The sequence below is a fragment of the Rhodanobacter sp. Soil772 genome, assembly GCF_001428385.1.
GTDB lineage: Bacteria > Pseudomonadota > Gammaproteobacteria > Xanthomonadales > Rhodanobacteraceae > Rhodanobacter.
Window position 1 is genome coordinate 442,171 of record NZ_LMSK01000003.1, and the last position, 15,779, is coordinate 457,949.

Consider the following 15,779-nt stretch of genomic DNA (forward strand, 5'->3'; position numbering starts at 1 on the left):
GGGCTTCACATAGAGGAATTACTCCGATGCCTTTCAACATTGCATTGAGCGGTCTCAACGCGGCCTCGAAGGATCTCGAGGTCACCGCCAACAACATCGCCAACACCGCCACCACCGGCTTCAAGGGCGCGCGCGCCCAGTTCGCCGAACTGTTCAGCGCCGCCGGTCCCAACCTCAGCTCCAGCCAGACCGGCAGCGGCGTGCGACTGACCAACGTGGCGCAGCAATTCACCGCCGGCAGTGTCGAGACGACCAACAACAGCCTGGATTTCGCCATCAGCGGCGATGGCTTTTTCACCTTGCACGACGGCAAGGGCTATTCCTATACGCGCGCCGGTGCTTTCCAGAAGGATCAGGCCGGCTTCGTGACGAACGCCAACGGCCAGCGGCTGCAGGTGTTCCCGGCGCTGTCCAACGGCACGTTCGACAACAGCACGCTGACCGACCTGCAGCTGCTCACCTCGCAAAACGCAGCCAAGGCGACCAGCGCCGTGCAGATGTCGCTGAACCTGCCCTCCGATGCCGTGGCACCCGCCACGCCGTTCGACCCGCTCAACGATCCGACCAGCTACAACCAGGCCACGCCGTTCACTGCCTACGATTCGCTCGGCGCCACCCACAGCGGCACCGTGTATTTCGTCAAGGATCCGGCCGCCAACGTGTGGAACGCGAACCTGTACGTCGACGGGGTCTCGACTGGCCCATCGCAGTCAGTCACGTTCAACAGCAGCGGCGCGCTGGTTGCGCCCGCCAACGGCAAGCTGGCCTTTCCGGCCGTGACGGTCAGCCCGGGCTCCAACCCCATGCAGCTGACTCTGGACATGAGCAAGGCAACCCAGTTCGGCAACACCTACGCCGCCAGTGCGATCAATACGGACGGCTATCCGACCGGCATCCTTTCCAGCATCGACGTGTCGCGCGAGGGCGTGGTGCAGGCGAAGTATTCCAATGGCCAGACCACCTCGCTGGGCCAGCTGGCGATGGCGCAGTTTTCCAACGAGCAGGGCCTGCGCCAGCTGGACAACACCAACTGGGCCGCTTCCTTCGATTCCGGCACGCCGGTCATGGGCGCCGCCGGCAACGGCACTTACGGCAGCGTGCAGGCCGGTGCACTGGAGGCCTCCAACACCGCGGACCTTACCGCGCAGCTGGTCAACATGATCAAGGCGCAGCGCAACTATCAGGCCAATGCGCAGGTGATCTCCACCGACAACCAACTGACCCAGACCATCATCAACATCCGCAACTAAAGACAAAACGCTACCCGCTCCATCCCCTTCCAGAGGCGTCATTCCCGCGAAAGCGGGAATCCATTTCGCTCTGGAACGCAAGGTCAAGATGGATTCCCGCTTTTGCGGGAATGACGTCTGGAAGGGTGGCAGTCCGCTGAAGAATCGAGGCTTTCCATGGATCGTTCGCTTTACGTAGCCATGACCGGCGCCACGCAGATGATGCGCGAGCAGTCGGAGGTGGCGCACAACCTGGCCAACGCCGACACGGTCGGTTTCAAGGCACAGCTGTCGGCCTTCCAGCCGCTGGCGGTGCAGGGCCCGGGCATGCCCACACGGATCAACGGCGTGGCGCAGGGCCTGGGCGTGGACATGCGCGAGGGCGGCCAGATCGAGACCGGCCGCCAGCTGGACGTGGCCGTGCAGGGAGCGGGCTGGATCGCGGTGCAGGGTGCCGACGGCAGCGAAGGCTATACCCGTGCCGGCGAGTTGCGGCTGACTCCGGATGGCCTGCTCACCGACGCCCGCGGCAACCTGGTGCTTGGCGACGGCGGTCCGATCAGCGTGCCGCAGAGCGCGCAGATGAACATCGGCGCCGACGGCACCGTGTCGGTGGTGCCGATGGGGCAGGGCCCGGAGACCATTGCCGCGGTCGGCCGCATCAAGCTGGTCAACCCGGCGTCCGACCAGCTCGCGCTGGGCAGCGATGGGCTGATGCACCTGAGCGGCGGCGGCACGGTGGACACGGACCCGGCGGTCACCCTGAAGTCCGGCGTGCTCGAGTCCAGCAACGTCAACCCGTCGCAGACGCTGGTGCAGATGATCCAGCTCTCGCGCCAGTACGAATTGCAGATACGGGCCATCCACAGTGCCGACGAAAACGCGCAGTCGGCTTCGCGCCTGCTGCAGATGACCTGACCGCACGAATTTCACAAAGACATCCAGACGTCCAGACGGAGTCCATCGACATGTTTTCATCCCTGTGGGTAGCCAAGACCGGCCTCGATGCGCAGCAGACGCGCATGGACGTGATCTCGAACAACCTCGCCAACGCCAACACCACCGGCTACAAGAGCGCGCGTGCCTCGTTCCAGGACCTGGTCTACCAGAACCTGCGCCAGCCGGGCGGTCAGACCACCGAGCAGACCCAGGCGCCGGCCGGCCTGATGCTGGGTACCGGCGTGCGCGTGGTCGGCAGCGAGAAGCTGTTCACCCAGGGCAACATCGAGCAGACCGGCAACTCGCTGGACGTGGCCGTGCAGGGTCGCGGCTTCCTGCAGGTGACGATGCCCGATGGCAGCATCGCCTATACCCGCGACGGCTCGCTGCACATGGACCAGAACGGCCAGATCGTCACCGCCAACGGTTACGCGGTGGACCCTGCGGTGAGCATTCCGGCGAATGCGCAAAGCATCACCATCGGCAGCGACGGCACCATCAGCGTGAGCGTGCCGGGTCAGGCCGCGACGCAGCAGATCGGCACCGTGCAGCTGGCCGACTTCATCAACCCCGCCGGCCTGCAGCCGAACGGCGACAACCTTTATCTGGAAACCGCCTCCAGCGGTTCGCCGCAGATCGGCCAGCCGGGCCTCAACGGCCTGGGCACGCTGGCGCAGGGCGCGCTGGAAAGCTCCAACGTCAACGTGGTGGAGCAGATGGTCAACATGATCGAAACCCAGCGCACCTACGAGATGAATTCCAAGGCGGTGTCCGCCGCCGACTCGATGCTGCAGTTCCTCACCAACAAGACCTGAGGCATGTCGTGATGTTCGATCGTCGTTATCCCCTCGTACTGTGCGCGCTGGCCCTGCTGGCCGGTTGTGCCAGCGGCCCGCGCGCGCACGACGATGCCGAATGGGCGCCGACGCCGCCGCCCGCGCAGCAGATCGCGCCGGCGCAGGCCGATGGCTCGATCTATCACGACCAGCAGAACATGGAGCTGTTCGCCGACCCGCGCGCGCACCGCGTCGGCGACATCCTCACCGTGGCGCTGGTGGAGAGCACCCAGGCCAGCAAGAAGGCCACCACCAGCACCAGCAAGACCGACAAGGCCAACATCGCCTCGCCCACCGTGCTCGGCCAGAACCTGTCGATCGGCGGCAAGGTGGCGAACATCGGACTGGACGGCGAGCGCAGCTTCGACGGCGCCGGCTCCAGCACACAGAGCAACCAGCTCACCGGGCAGATCACCGTCACCGTGGCGCAGCGCCTCACCAACGGCAACCTGCTGGTACGCGGCGAAAAGTGGCTGACCATCAACCAGGGCCAGGAGCTGGTGCGCATCTCCGGCATCGTGCGTCCGCAGGACATCGGCCAGGACAACGTGGTGCCGTCCACCCGCGTCGCCGACGCACGGATCAGCTACACCGGCCGCGGCACCCTGGCCGACGCGAACACGCGCGGCTGGCTGTCGCGCTTCTTCAATTCCAAGTGGATGCCGTTCTGATGAGCATGCCCCGATTTCTGCAGCGGCGCGCGGCTGGCGTACTCGCCGGGCTTGCCGTGGCCCTGTGTGCGCTGAGCGGCCCTGTACGTGCGGACAAGATACGCGACCTCGTGCAGGTGGCCGGCGTGCGCAGCAACCAGCTGATCGGCTATGGACTGGTGGTGGGTCTGGACGGCTCGGGCGACCAGACCACGCAGGCGCCGTTCACCACGCAGAGCCTGGAGAACATGCTGCAGCAGTTCGGCATCACGGTGCCAGCCAACGCGCGGCCGCAGCTGAAGAACGCCGCGGCGGTGATGGTGACGGCGGATCTGCCGCCGTTCGCCAAGCCGGGCCAGACCATCGACGTCACCGTCGCCTCGATCGGCAACGCCAAGAGCATCCGCGGCGGCCAGTTGCTGATGGCGCCGTTGCGCGGCGCCGACGGCAACGTCTACGCGGTGGCGCAGGGCAGCGTGGTGGTCGGCGGCATCAGTGCCCAGGGCAAGAGCGGTTCCAGCGTGCAGGTGAACATTTCCGCCAGCGGGCGCATTCCCAACGGCGCCTCGGTGGAGCGCGTGGTGGCCTCGTCGTTTGCCGGCGGCGGCGACCTGATGCTGAACCTCAACACCGCCGACTTCACCACGGCCACGCGCATCGCCACGGCGATCAACCAGGCCTACGGCGCCGGTACCGCGCAGCCGCTCGACGGCGGCTCGGTGTCCGTGCGCGGACCGCAGGATCCGGCGCAGAAAGTGGCGTGGCTGGGTGCGATCCAGAACCTCGACGTGCAGCCGGGCGATGCCCCGGCGCGGATCGTGGTGAACTCGCGTACCGGCACCGTGGTGATCGGTTCGGACGTCCGGGTTACGGCAGCCGCGGTGGCGCATGGCGCGATCCAGGTCACCATCGGCGAGCAGGCGCAGGTCAGCCAGCCGGCGCCGTTCAGCCAGGGGCAGACCGCAGTCGTGCCGAGCAGCAGCGTGCAGGTCAGCGAAGAGGGCGCGCACATGTTCAAGTTCGGCCCGGGCGTGAGCCTGGACACCATCGTGCGCGCGGTGAACCAGGTCGGCGCCACGCCGAGCGACCTGATCTCGATCCTGCAGGCACTGAAGCAGGCTGGCGCGCTGCATGCGGACCTCGTGGTGATCTGACCTGAGTGACGGGACCATGACGTCGATCAACAGCACATCGCCTGCGCTCGATACCTGGACCGAACTGTCCGGGTTCCAGCAGTTGCGTGCGCAGGCGCGCAGCGACGGCGGCAAGAGCGCGCTGCCGGCCGTGGCCAAGCAGTTCGAGGCGATCTTCACCCAGATGATGCTGAAGTCGATGCGCGACGCCAATGCCAGCATGGGCAGCGACATCGCCGGCAGCGAGCAGGTCAATTCGTATCGCGACATGTTCGACCAGCAGCTGTCGTTGAGCCTGGCGAACGGCCACAACGGCCTCGGCATCGCGAAGATGCTGGTGCGCCAGCTTGGTGGCAAGCCGGACGCCGCCGCGACCGCGGCCGATGCCAGCCATGGCCTGCCGCTGCCCGGCGCCGGCGTGCTCAACGCGAATGTGCGCGCGCTGCTGCAACTGGGCGCCAGCGATGCTGCGCTCGACGGCGCCGGCGATGCGGCCGACAGCGCCGGCATCATGGTCACGCCATCGACGGCCGACGCCGGCTCGGCGTGGCGCCAGGCGCTCGACCGCATGGCGCAAGGCGCGCTGGATGTAGCCGGCACCGCGGCGAAGCTGCTGCCGGGCGGCGACCCGGTGGGCTTCGTTCGCGCGCTAGCGCCGCATGCCGAGCTGGCCGCGAAAAAACTTGGCGTATCGGTGCGCGCGCTGCTGGCGCAGGCGGCGCTGGAAACCGGCTGGGGCAAGCACCTGCCCAGCCATGGCGACGGCAGCAGCAGCAACAACCTGTTCGGCATCAAGGCCGGCAGCAGCTGGGACGGCGACAAGGTCAGCGTGCCCACGCTGGAGTACGAGAACGGCGTGGCGGTGCGCCGGCGCGACCAATTCCGTGCCTACGACTCGCCGTCCGAATCGTTCGCCGATTACGCGAGCCTGCTGGCCGACAGCCCGCGCTACGCGCAGGCGCTGGGCCAGGGCGAGAACGTTGCCGGCTTTGCGCGGGCACTGGTAAACGGCGGCTACGCCACCGACCCGTCGTACGTCGCCAAGATCACCGCAATCGCCAACAGCCCGCAGATGCGCGAGGCGCTGGCGACACTCCGACTGTCGGGCGAACTCAAGTGAATGCCCGCCCGGCCGTTACCGTTGTCACGTGCCGTGCCGTTCCGGCGGTGCTCCAGGCGTTGAGGATGTTCCATGGCTGACATGCTTTCGACCGGCGTGTCCGGGCTGCTTGCCGCGCAGATCGGGCTCAGTACGGTAAGCCACAACGTGGCCAACGCGAACACCGACGGCTACAGCCGCCAGCTGGTGTCGTTCGGCGCCCGGCTGCCCGAAGGACAGGCCAATTACTACGTCGGCACGGGCGTCAATACCGTGGCGGTGCAGCGTGCGTACAGCCAGTTCCTGAACAGCTCGCTGTGGTCGGCCAGCTCCGGACAAGGGCGCGCCAGCGCCATGGCCAGCCTCACCGGCCAGCTCAACAACCAGCTTTCCGGCAGCAGCAACCTGCAGACTTCGCTGGACAGTTTCTTCGGTGCCGTGCAGGACATGGCCAACGCGCCGTCGGATGCGGCTTCGCGCCAGGTGCTGCTGGCCCGGGCCGGCGGACTCGCCAGCACGTTCCGGGCGCTGTCCGGCCAGTTCAACCAGCTTTCCGGCCAGGTGCAGCAGCAGATCGGCGACACCGTCGATTCGATCAACAGCGACAGCCAGTCGATCGCCAAATTGAACGGGTTGATCCGATCCTCGCAGGCCACCGACGGCACGCCGCCGGCCGACCTGCTCGACCAGCGCGATGCGCTGGTGAAGAAGCTGGCCGGCCAGGTCGGCATCAGTGTGGTGCCGCAGAACGACAACACCATCAGCGTGTTCGTGGGCAACGGCCAGGCGCTGGTCACCGGCACCGAGGCACATGCGCTGGGCACCGCGCCCAACATGTACGACGCCACCCGCCGGGAGGTGGTGGGTGCGGCCTCGGGCAACGTGCTCAGCGGTCGCCTCGGCGGCGGCACCCTGGGTGCGTTGCTGGATTTCCGCAGCAACGTGCTCGATCCGGCGCAGAATCAGCTGGGCCGCACCGCGCAGGCACTGGCCAGCGCGTTCAATGCGCAGCATGCGCAGGGCGCGGACCTGCAGGGCAAGATCGGCGGCACGTTCTTCGATGTTGCCGGCCCGACCGTGCAGGCGGCCAGCACCAACAGTGGCAGCGGCACGCTGGACGCAAGCATCGGCGACATCGGTGCGCTGACCGGCAAGGACTATGTGCTGAGCTACGACGGCAGCAACTGGAGCGTGCGCGACACCAACGGCAGCAGCGTCGCGCTCAGCGGCAGCGGCACCAGCGCCGATCCGTTCACCGCCGCCGGGCTGAGCCTGGTGGTGGGCGGCAGCGCCAGTGCCGGCGACAGTTTCCGCGTGCAGCCCAGCCGCAACGCCGCCGCGAGTTTTTCGGTGGCGATCGACGACCCCGACAAGATCGCCGCCGCCGCGCCGCTCACCGCCGCCGCTACGGCCGGCAACACCGGCACGGCGGCGCCCAGCGTCAGCATCAGCGACGGCAGCGACGCCAACCTGTTCGCCAGCAGCTCCGTCGTGTTCGCCACGGCCACCAGCTACAGCATCGACGGCGGCCCGGCGCAGGTCTTTACCCCGGGCCAGCCGATCGTCCACAACGGCTGGAGCATGCAACTCAGCGGCGCGCCGCAGGCCGGCGACAGCTTCGGCGTGCAGGCCAACAGCAATGCGCAGGGCGACAACAGCAACGCGCTGATGCTGGGCAAGGTCGCCAACCTCGGCGTGCTCGATGGCGGCGTCACCAGCGCGGGCCGCGCCTATGGCCAGCTGGTCAGCCAGGTCGGCAGCGCCGGCGCGCTGGCCGGCGACGACTTGACCACGCAAACCGCGGTGTACCACCAGGCGATGAGTTCGCAGCAAAGCGTCTCCGGCGTGAACCTGGACGAGGAGGCCGCCAACCTGTTGCGTTACCAGCAGGCGTACCAGGCTTCCGCGCAGGTCATCAGCACCGCCAACAACATCTTCGGCGCGCTGCTCAGCGCCGTGCAGGGGTAAGCCATGCGAGTCTCCACCAGCTGGATGCAGCAGCAGTCCGTCGGCAGCATGATGGACCGGCAGAGCGACCTGTCCGACCTCAACATCCAGTTGAGCACCGGCAAGCGCATCAACCAGCCGTCCGACGATCCGGTGGGCGCGGCGCGTGCGCTGGATTTATCGCATCTGACCGCGGACGTCGCGCAATACCAGCGCAACATCACCACGGCCAACGCGCGGCTGGGACTGGAAGACCAGACCCTGTCCAACGTCACCAACGTGCTGGGCCGCGTGCGCACGCTGCTGCTGCAAGCGGCCAACGGCACGCAGACCGACGAGACCCGCGGCGACATTGCCGCCGAGATGGTGCAGTTGCGCCAGCAGTTGCTCGGCCAGGCCAACAGCAAGGATGGCCAGGGCGACTACCTGTTCGCCGGCAACCGCACTGGCACCGCACCGTTCGCTTCGCAGAACGGCGTGACCTACCTGGGCGATGACGGCCAGCGCATGGTCGCCGCCGGCCCGGGCCTGCAGGTGGCCACCGGCGATCCGGGCAGTGCGGTGTTCGCCGACATTCCCACCGGCAACGGCAGGTTCGCGATCAGCGCCGGTGCGGCCAATACGGGCAGCGCGGTAGCCGGCGCCAGCAGCGTCAGCAACCCCAACGCGAATCCTTCGGCATGGGATGGCGGCGACTACAGCATCGTGTTCACCGCTGCCGATGCGTATGAAGTGCGCGACGGCAGCGGCACGGTGCTGGACAGCGGCAGCTACGACGCAACCAGCGGCGGCAGCATCGTCTTCCGTGGCGCGCAGGTGGCGTTCGGCGGCACGCCCAACGCAGGCGACACGTTCTCGTTGGGCGCCTCCGCCAAACAGGATGTGTTCACCACGCTGGACAACATCATCAACACGCTACGCCAGCCCAACGGCGGCGGTGCTGACATGCAGAACGGCATCAACACGCAGTTCGCGAATCTCGACCAGGCGATCGACACGATCACGCGCACGCGCGGCATGGTCGGCGCGCGCATGAACGCGCTCGATCAGCAGAGCGGACTCAACGACGACCTGACCCTGCAGTACAAGAGCGCGCTGTCGGACGTGCAGGATCTGAACTACTACGACGCGATCAGCCAGCTCGGTGCGCAGACCACCGCGCTGCAGGCGGCGCAGCAGACGTTCACCAAGATCCAGGGTTCAAAATTGTTCGATTATTTGCGTTGACAAGGCTCAAGTTTCGGTGTTGTGGGTCGAAACAGTTCACAAGGCGGATGCATTCAATGGTGAATCCCCGCCGGATTGTCTGAGCCGACCTCAAGTCGGCACACCACCCCGATTCGGAGAATTCCCATGGTCATGAGCGTTATCACCAACATCAGCTCGCTGAATGCCCAGAAAAATCTGGCGACGTCACAGAGCAAGCTGGCCACCGCGATCTCGCGCCTCTCCTCTGGCATGCGCATCAACAGCGCCAAGGACGACGCCGCCGGCCTCGCCATCTCGACCCGCTTCACCACCCAGATCAACGGCCTCAACCAGGCCGTCAGCAATGCCAACGACGGCATCTCGCTGGCGCAGACCACCGAGTCCGCGTTGAACGAGGTGACCAACAACATGCAGCGCATCCGCACGCTGGCGGTGCAGTCGGCCAACGCCACCAACTCCGACAGCGACCGCGCCGCGCTCGACGCCGAAGTGCAGCAGCGTCTGTCGGAAATCACCCGCATCTCGCAGCAGACCACGTTCAACGGTCGCCACGTGCTCGACGGCACCTTCGGCAGCGCCGCGTTCCAGATCGGCGCGAACGTCGGCGAAACGATTTCGGTGAACCTGAGCCAGGGCGCCGGCGCCAAGCAGGTCGGTCAGATGGCCACCTCGGCGACCGGTGACATCAGCAGCCTGTTCCTGTCCGGCGGTACCGCGGCTGTCGCAGGCACACCAGCCGTTGACGGTACAGCGACCAGCGCCGATGTCAGTGGCGGCGTCACGGTTGCCGGTGATTTCTCGATCGATCTGGGCGACGGCAACGGCGCGCATGCTATTGCCGACGGTACGTATGCGGATGCTTCCGCACTCGCTACGGCGATCAATACCGCCGCAGGCTCCACCGTCGCGGCCGACAACGGTGATGGCACCCTGACCGTCACCAACAGCACCGCCAATGGCTTTACCTTCAGCGGCGCCCAGGCAACTACCGCTGGTTTGAGCACGGTCGCCGCGCAAACGCCGGCCACTGCAGGCACTCCGGCCGTAGCTGGAACCCCGTCCGACCTGACCCTCGCCAGCGGCGACCTGACCATCGACGGTACCGACATGGCGGGTACCTACAAGGACGCCCAGAGCCTGGTCGATGCGATCAACAGCAAGGGCGTTGCCGGTGTTTCCGCCTACTACGACAGCAGCAGCAAGGAAATGCACCTGAACGCGCAGGCTGCATTGACCGTGAACGGCGCCAAGGCCGCTGCAGGCGCGGGCAAACTGGGCTTCACCGGTGCCGGCGCCACCGCCATTGCCACCGGCGGCGATCTGGCCAGCAGCAACGTGAAGACCGTGAGCGGCGCGAACGACACCATCAGCCGCATCGATGCCGCCTTGGGCACCATCAGCTCCATGCGCAGCGACCTCGGCGCGGTGCAGAACCGTTTCGATTCCACCATCGCCAACCTGCAGACCATCTCGCAGAACCTCAGCTCGTCGCGCAGCCAGATCCAGGATGCCGACTTCGCCGCGGAGACCGCGAACATGTCCAGCGCGAACATCCTGCAACAGGCCGGTGTCTCGGTGCTGGCGCAGGCCAACGCTTCCACGCAGAGCGTGCTCAAGCTGCTGCAGTAACTTGCCGCCGGAACGGCCGCGGATGTCCGCGGCCGTTCCATTTGAAACCAGGAAAGTCCGATCATGGCGATAACCGTCAATTCCACGACACCCACCACAGGCCTGTTGACCTCGATGGGTGTCGGATCGGGCCTCGATGTGGCCACCTTGGTCAGCCAGCTGGTGGCAGCGAAGAAGGCTCCCCAGCAGAACCAGATCACCGACCAGGCGACCACCGCCAACACCCAGCTTTCGGCCCTGGGCCAGATCAACGCCGCGCTCTCCGCGCTGCAGTCGGCCATGGCCTCGATCAGCGACGGCAGCGCGTTCAGCGCGCGCAACGTCACCAGCAGCGATACCGATGTACTGAATGCCACCGCCACCGGCACGGCCGTGGCCGGCAGCTACAAGATCGAAGTGACCCAGCTGGCCAGCGCCCTCAAGGCGTCGTCCGGCGCATTCACCGACAGCAGCACTCAGATCGGCACGGGTACCCTCACCATCACGGTGGGCGGCCAGGCCATGAATCTTTCCATCGATGGCAGCAATGGTTCGCTGGCGTCGATCCGCGACGCGATCAACAAGGCCAGCGACAATCCCGGCGTGAGCGCCACCATCGTCAACGGCACCGACGGCGCACACCTGGTGCTGAGCGGTACCCGCACCGGCGCAGCCAATGGCTTCACGGTGTCGAGCAGCGGCGGCGACGGCGGCCTTGCCGCGCTCAACTACGACGCAAGCGCCAGCAGCGGCAACAGTCTGACCGTGATCAATGCGGCCAGCGACGCGCTCTACACCATCGACGGCCTGGCCGCGAACAGCGCCGGCAACAGCATCAGCACGGCCAGCGACGGACTCACCCTCAACCTGTCCACGCTGGGCACCAGCACGGTCAGCGTGGCCGATGACCCGTCCAAGGCCACCAGCGCGCTGAGCAACCTGGTCAATACCTACAACAGCTTCGTCGGGATCTACCAGAACCTGACCAAGTACGACGTCACCAGCAAGACCGCCGGCGCGATGATCGGCGACGCCACGCTCAACGGCATCAACAGCACCTTGTCGCGGATCATCGGCGGCAGCGCCAACGGCGCCAGCCTGTCTTCCATCGGCATCTCGTTGCAGGTGGACGGCACCCTGAAACTGGACAACGACAAGCTTTCCGCCGCGCTCGGCGACGGCGGCAAGCAGGTCGGCGCCCTGTTCGGCGGCACCAACGGCTTCTCCGCCCAGCTGGGCGCGCAGTTGACCCAGTGGGTTGGTGATGACGGCGTGCTGGCCGGGCGCACCGACAGCATCAGCCAGCAGTTGAAGGACCTGGGCGACCAGCAGACCGCACTGAACACGCGCATGGACAGCCTCACCGCGCGCTACCAGGCGCAGTTCAGCGCGCTCGACACGCTGATGTCCAAGCTCAACAGCACCAGCAGTTATCTGCAGCAGCAGTTTGACGCGCTCACCAACGCCAACAAGAAGTAGTTCTCAGGGACACCAGCAAGAGGATATGGTCATGGCATTCGGCTACGGCGCAGGCGCCTATCAACAAGTTCGCTCACATAGCGGGGTGGAGTCGGCGGACCCGCACGGACTGATCACGCTGCTGATGGATGGCGCGCTGGAGCGGCTGGTGAAGGCCCGCGCGCACATGGTTCGTGGCGAGGTCGCCGCCAAGGGCGAGGCGATCACGCGCTGCATCGAGATCCTCGGCGGATTGCGCGGAAGCCTCGATCGCAAGGCCGATCCGGTGTTGGTCGAGCGGCTGGATTCGCTGTACGACTACATGAGCCGCCGCCTGCTGCAGGCCAACCTGCGCGACGACGCCAGCCTGATCGACGAGGTCAGCAACCTGCTGCAACCCATCCGCGACAGCTGGGTGAAAATTGCCCCCGCCGCGGCCCAGCCTGCGACCGGCGCGTGAGCACGGGCATCCTGGAACGCGCGCTGCGGCTGACCCACAGCATGCTGGCCGCCGCGCACGCGCAGGAATGGTCGCGGCTGATCGAGCTGGAGGCCGAGCGCGAGCCGTTGCTGCTGCGCCGGCATGCGTCTGACCCGGCCAGCCTCGCGCAGCTGGACGAGATTCTGGCGTACGATCGCCGGCTGCAGGCGATCGTCGGCAGCGCGCGGGATTCAGCCGCCGGACAATGGCAGCGGGAAACCGATCGCGCCCGCGCGATCGCCGCCTACGCACAGCCGTGACGCGCCGCGGCTGCTGAGTTCTTATCTCCGAAAGCCGCCGGCGTGGTGGTTTCGGCATCACTGCGTCGCGGAGCCGCGCCATGACTTCAGACAGTATGACTCCGGGCAGCATGACCCCGGCCAGCTGGGACGATTTCGAGCAGCGGGTCAGCTGCGAAGAGAGCCTGCACGCCGACTGCGAGCCGCTTGCCTGGCCGCCGCCGCCGGCGCAGCTGCAGCAGTTTTCCGAACGCAACGCGAACACGCTGGCGGCGATCGCGGCACTGGAAGAGCGCCGTGCCGATACCGGCGAGGACGACAGTCCGCTGATGCAGGAAATCCTGCGGATGGATGCCAAGCTCACCATGCTCGTGGAGATCGTCAACAACCTGCTGGTGCCCGGCAGCGTGCTGCCGCCGCGGCAGCTGCTGCGCTTCAATGCGACCGGGGCGATCCTGCCCGCCGGCCTGGCGCCGGCCGGCGACGGACTGTTGCTGCGCATCCGCTTCGATCTCTGCCGAAGCCTTCCGCTTGAACTCGCCGCGCGAGTGGAACGTCAATTCGACGATGGTCGGGTGTTCGTGGTTTTCGCGCCGCTCGGCGATGTGTTGGGTGACGCAATTGAGCGACTGGTTTTCCGCCATCACCGACGCAAAGTGGCAGGGGCGCGCCAGCTGATCGGTTAAAGCGCGCTTTGGTCGGCAGACGCTGTGTGACGTGGTTCGCACTTACGAAACCCGGTCCGCAGTTGCTTCGACGCCGATCACACCTGCCGCGTGTGCACTGCCGCGTTGCGGATGCCACGCAAACGTTTTTGTTTCATGCAGTTACAGGGAACGCCCACGTATGTTCGCCGGCGCGAGGGCGTCAGCTTTCCCGGCATGTGACGTTTTACCGTCGCGATGGCCTGAAAAATTGGCCTCCTTATTGCTCATGGTTCATCAGGCCGGCAACGGAAACCCGGCACCGATGAAAAAGTGGCCTCGCTGGAAGCGGGGACCGCCAAACAAGCAGTGTGGTAAGGAGAAAGCGATGCAGAAATTCGACTTCCTGGTCATCGAATCCGATGAGACGCGTGTGGAGTCCGTGCTCTCGGCGCTCCACTTCCTCGGCTACCGGCCACAGCATGGCGCCGCCTGCCGCGAGACGGACGAATCCACCCATGCATGGCGCGCGGTGTACATCGGCAGCGTCGACGATGCCGCCGAGGCGGAACGTCAGTTCGCCCTGCTGGGCACCGCCGCGTCGCACGCTCCGGTATTGCTGGCGAGCGACTCGGCCTGGGTCGAACGCTTCAGCGCGCCGACGTCGCCGTTTGCCGCGCGGGTGGCCACGCTGGCGTTCCCGCTGCGCTACGAGAAGATGGCCGAGGCCATGCGCAATATCTACGCGCGCCTGCTTGGCGGCCAGTCCAGTGGCTTGCGCTTTGTCGGCAACTCGGCGCCGATGATCCGCGTCAACGGCTTGATCCGCCAAGTCGCGCCGTTCGATTCCACCGTGCTGGTGCTGGGCGAATCGGGCACCGGCAAGGAAATGGTGGCGCGCGCGATCCACGAGCATTCGCCGCGCCGGGACAAGCCCTTCGTGGCGATCAACTGCGGGGCGATTCCGGCGGAGTTGCTGGAGAGCGAGCTGTTCGGTCACGAGAAGGGCTCCTTCACCGGTGCGATCAGCGCGCGCAAGGGCCGTTTCGAAATGGCCGAAGGCGGCACCCTGTTCCTCGACGAAGTCGGCGACATGAGCCTGCCGATGCAGGTGAAGCTGCTGCGCGTGCTGCAGGAGCGCGCCTACGAGCGGGTGGGCGGCAGCAAGACCATGCGCTGCGACGTGCGCATCATCGCCGCCACGCATCGCAACCTGGAGCAGTCGATCGCCAGCGACCGGTTTCGCGAGGATCTGTTCTATCGCCTCAGCGTGTTTCCGCTCGAACTGCCGTCGCTGCGCGAACGGCTGGAGGACCTGCCGATCCTGATCGGCGAGTTCAACCAGCGCCTCGCCCGCCGCGGGCTGGGCGTGGTGCGCTTCAGCGCCGGTGCGATGCAGGCGTTGCGCGCGCATGCCTGGCCGGGCAACGTGCGCGAGCTTTCCAACCTGGTCGAGCGCATGGCGATCCTGTTCCCGCATGGCGAGGTGCGCGGCAGCGACCTGCCGAAGAAATATCGCGACCAGCAGATCGGCGACGAAATGCACGGCGCGGCCCTGCTGGCGCTGATGGAAGATGAGTTGCCGTCGGACGAGGCCGGCGTGCAGCCGGTATCCGAATCGCTGCGCATCCTGCCCGAGCATGGCCTCGACCTGAAGGATCACCTGGCCGACATCGAAGTGGGGCTGATCCGCCAGGCCCTCGATGCCACCGGCGGCGTGGTGGCGCACGCGGCGCGGCTGCTGCACATGCAGCGCACCACCCTGGTGGAAAAACTGCGCAAGTACGGGTTGCAGAACAGCCTGGCGGCGTAGGGCCGGGAGTCGGGATTCGGGATTCGAAACGGCAAAGGCTCGTCGGCCCCGCACTGCTCTGACGAATCCCGGAAGAAGCTGGCACGGCTCGTGCAACCACCAAATCGAAACCCCGTCACGCGTCGGGAATCCGTCATGAGGACGCACCGCGATGAGCACCATCGACGTCAACAACCTGCTTTCACAGATGCGCCAGATGACGGCGCAGGTGCGTCCGCCGGAAGCCGCGGTCAAGCCGGCGGCCGTTGGCGGGCAAGCCGATTTTTCCGACGTTCTCAAACAATCCATTTCCGCCGTGGGCCGCAATCAGATGGAAGCCGGCCGCATGGCCGCGAGTTTCGAGCGTGGCGATCCCGGCGCAGACCTCGGTCGCACGATGATCGCGGTGCAGAAGGCCGACCTCTCGCTGCGCACTGTGGTCGAGGTGCGCAACAAGCTGGTCGATGCGTACAAGGAAATCATGAACATGCCGGTCTGACGCGTACGCGTCGATC

General features: G+C 66.4%; 15 protein-coding genes. All 15 read left to right on the top strand.

Translation table 11 applies throughout. The features are described from left to right. Window positions 1-26: 26 nt before the first annotated feature. The 15 genes from flgE (at window position 27) to fliE (ending at window position 15,763) form a co-directional block, all read left to right on the top strand. Window positions 27-1,250, top strand: a complete 1,224-nt coding sequence (gene flgE / locus ASG75_RS13430) for a flagellar hook protein FlgE (protein WP_056390388.1) — start codon at window positions 27-29, stop codon at window positions 1,248-1,250. Window positions 1,251-1,406: 156 nt separating this feature from the next. After that, window positions 1,407-2,147 carry a flagellar basal-body rod protein FlgF gene (gene flgF / locus ASG75_RS13435; RefSeq protein WP_082547616.1) on the top strand — a complete coding sequence of 247 codons (741 nt, stop codon included), beginning with the start codon at window positions 1,407-1,409 and terminating at the stop codon, window positions 2,145-2,147. Window positions 2,148-2,197: 50 nt separating this feature from the next. Next, complete coding sequence (gene flgG, locus ASG75_RS13440) at window positions 2,198-2,983, top strand: flagellar basal-body rod protein FlgG (protein WP_056390393.1); 786 nt, start codon at window positions 2,198-2,200, stop codon at window positions 2,981-2,983. A gap of 11 nt (window positions 2,984-2,994) precedes the next feature. Beyond that, window positions 2,995-3,675: a flagellar basal body L-ring protein FlgH gene (gene flgH, locus ASG75_RS13445; RefSeq protein WP_056390397.1), complete on the top strand. Its 681-nt coding sequence runs from the start codon at window positions 2,995-2,997 to the stop codon at window positions 3,673-3,675. After that, the gene (locus ASG75_RS13450; RefSeq protein ID WP_056390399.1) at window positions 3,675-4,808 is read left to right on the top strand and encodes a flagellar basal body P-ring protein FlgI; all 1,134 of its coding nucleotides are present in this window, start codon (window positions 3,675-3,677) and stop codon (window positions 4,806-4,808) included. Before flgH ends, ASG75_RS13450 begins: the two co-directional genes overlap by 1 nt. Window positions 4,809-4,824: 16 nt before the next feature. Continuing rightward, window positions 4,825-5,907 carry a flagellar assembly peptidoglycan hydrolase FlgJ gene (flgJ, locus tag ASG75_RS13455; RefSeq protein WP_056390401.1) on the top strand — a complete coding sequence of 361 codons (1,083 nt, stop codon included), beginning with the start codon at window positions 4,825-4,827 and terminating at the stop codon, window positions 5,905-5,907. 72 nt (window positions 5,908-5,979) lie between these two features. Next, window positions 5,980-7,854 carry a flagellar hook-associated protein FlgK gene (gene flgK / locus ASG75_RS13460; RefSeq protein ID WP_056390403.1) on the top strand — a complete coding sequence of 625 codons (1,875 nt, stop codon included), beginning with the start codon at window positions 5,980-5,982 and terminating at the stop codon, window positions 7,852-7,854. 3 nt (window positions 7,855-7,857) lie between these two features. Next, entirely contained in the window at window positions 7,858-9,060 is a 1,203-nt protein-coding gene (gene flgL, locus ASG75_RS13465) for a flagellar hook-associated protein FlgL (RefSeq protein WP_056390406.1), read from the top strand. Between the two features lie 132 nt (window positions 9,061-9,192). Beyond that, window positions 9,193-10,671: a flagellin gene (locus tag ASG75_RS13470; RefSeq protein ID WP_235580238.1), complete on the top strand. Its 1,479-nt coding sequence runs from the start codon at window positions 9,193-9,195 to the stop codon at window positions 10,669-10,671. 63 nt (window positions 10,672-10,734) lie between these two features. Continuing rightward, window positions 10,735-12,129: a flagellar filament capping protein FliD gene (fliD, locus tag ASG75_RS13475; protein ID WP_056390414.1), complete on the top strand. Its 1,395-nt coding sequence runs from the start codon at window positions 10,735-10,737 to the stop codon at window positions 12,127-12,129. 31 nt (window positions 12,130-12,160) lie between these two features. Continuing rightward, entirely contained in the window at window positions 12,161-12,568 is a 408-nt protein-coding gene (gene fliS / locus ASG75_RS13480) for a flagellar export chaperone FliS (protein WP_056390693.1), read from the top strand. Then, complete coding sequence (locus ASG75_RS13485) at window positions 12,565-12,849, top strand: flagellar protein FliT (RefSeq protein ID WP_235580239.1); 285 nt, start codon at window positions 12,565-12,567, stop codon at window positions 12,847-12,849. The genes fliS and ASG75_RS13485 overlap by 4 nt, the downstream gene beginning before the upstream one ends. An 80-nt stretch (window positions 12,850-12,929) precedes the next feature. Then, the gene (locus ASG75_RS13490) at window positions 12,930-13,514 is read left to right on the top strand and encodes a PilZ domain-containing protein (RefSeq protein ID WP_056390416.1); all 585 of its coding nucleotides are present in this window, start codon (window positions 12,930-12,932) and stop codon (window positions 13,512-13,514) included. 346 nt (window positions 13,515-13,860) lie between these two features. After that, complete coding sequence (locus tag ASG75_RS13495; protein ID WP_056390419.1) at window positions 13,861-15,285, top strand: sigma-54-dependent Fis family transcriptional regulator; 1,425 nt, start codon at window positions 13,861-13,863, stop codon at window positions 15,283-15,285. A 151-nt stretch (window positions 15,286-15,436) separates the two neighbouring features. Continuing rightward, complete coding sequence (gene fliE, locus ASG75_RS13500; RefSeq protein ID WP_056390422.1) at window positions 15,437-15,763, top strand: flagellar hook-basal body complex protein FliE; 327 nt, start codon at window positions 15,437-15,439, stop codon at window positions 15,761-15,763. Window positions 15,764-15,779 lie beyond the last annotated feature (16 nt).

Excerpts from the sequence above, each read along its gene's own strand:
- fliD (WP_056390414.1), top strand. The coding sequence starts at position 10,735 with ATGGCGATAACCGTCAATTCCACGACACCCACCACAGGCCTGTTGACC.
- fliE (WP_056390422.1), top strand. The coding sequence starts at position 15,437 with ATGAGCACCATCGACGTCAACAACCTGCTTTCACAGATGCGCCAGATG.
- flgL (WP_056390406.1), top strand. The coding sequence starts at position 7,858 with ATGCGAGTCTCCACCAGCTGGATGCAGCAGCAGTCCGTCGGCAGCATG.
- flgH (WP_056390397.1), top strand. The coding sequence starts at position 2,995 with ATGTTCGATCGTCGTTATCCCCTCGTACTGTGCGCGCTGGCCCTGCTG.
- flgF (WP_082547616.1), top strand. The coding sequence starts at position 1,407 with ATGGATCGTTCGCTTTACGTAGCCATGACCGGCGCCACGCAGATGATG.
- fliS (WP_056390693.1), top strand. The coding sequence starts at position 12,161 with ATGGCATTCGGCTACGGCGCAGGCGCCTATCAACAAGTTCGCTCACAT.
- flgJ (WP_056390401.1), top strand. The coding sequence starts at position 4,825 with ATGACGTCGATCAACAGCACATCGCCTGCGCTCGATACCTGGACCGAA.
- ASG75_RS13490 (WP_056390416.1), top strand. The coding sequence starts at position 12,930 with ATGACTTCAGACAGTATGACTCCGGGCAGCATGACCCCGGCCAGCTGG.
- ASG75_RS13495 (WP_056390419.1), top strand. The coding sequence starts at position 13,861 with ATGCAGAAATTCGACTTCCTGGTCATCGAATCCGATGAGACGCGTGTG.
- ASG75_RS13470 (WP_235580238.1), top strand. The coding sequence starts at position 9,193 with ATGAGCGTTATCACCAACATCAGCTCGCTGAATGCCCAGAAAAATCTG.
- flgG (WP_056390393.1), top strand. The coding sequence starts at position 2,198 with ATGTTTTCATCCCTGTGGGTAGCCAAGACCGGCCTCGATGCGCAGCAG.
- flgK (WP_056390403.1), top strand. The coding sequence starts at position 5,980 with ATGGCTGACATGCTTTCGACCGGCGTGTCCGGGCTGCTTGCCGCGCAG.
- ASG75_RS13450 (WP_056390399.1), top strand. The coding sequence starts at position 3,675 with ATGAGCATGCCCCGATTTCTGCAGCGGCGCGCGGCTGGCGTACTCGCC.
- flgE (WP_056390388.1), top strand. The coding sequence starts at position 27 with ATGCCTTTCAACATTGCATTGAGCGGTCTCAACGCGGCCTCGAAGGAT.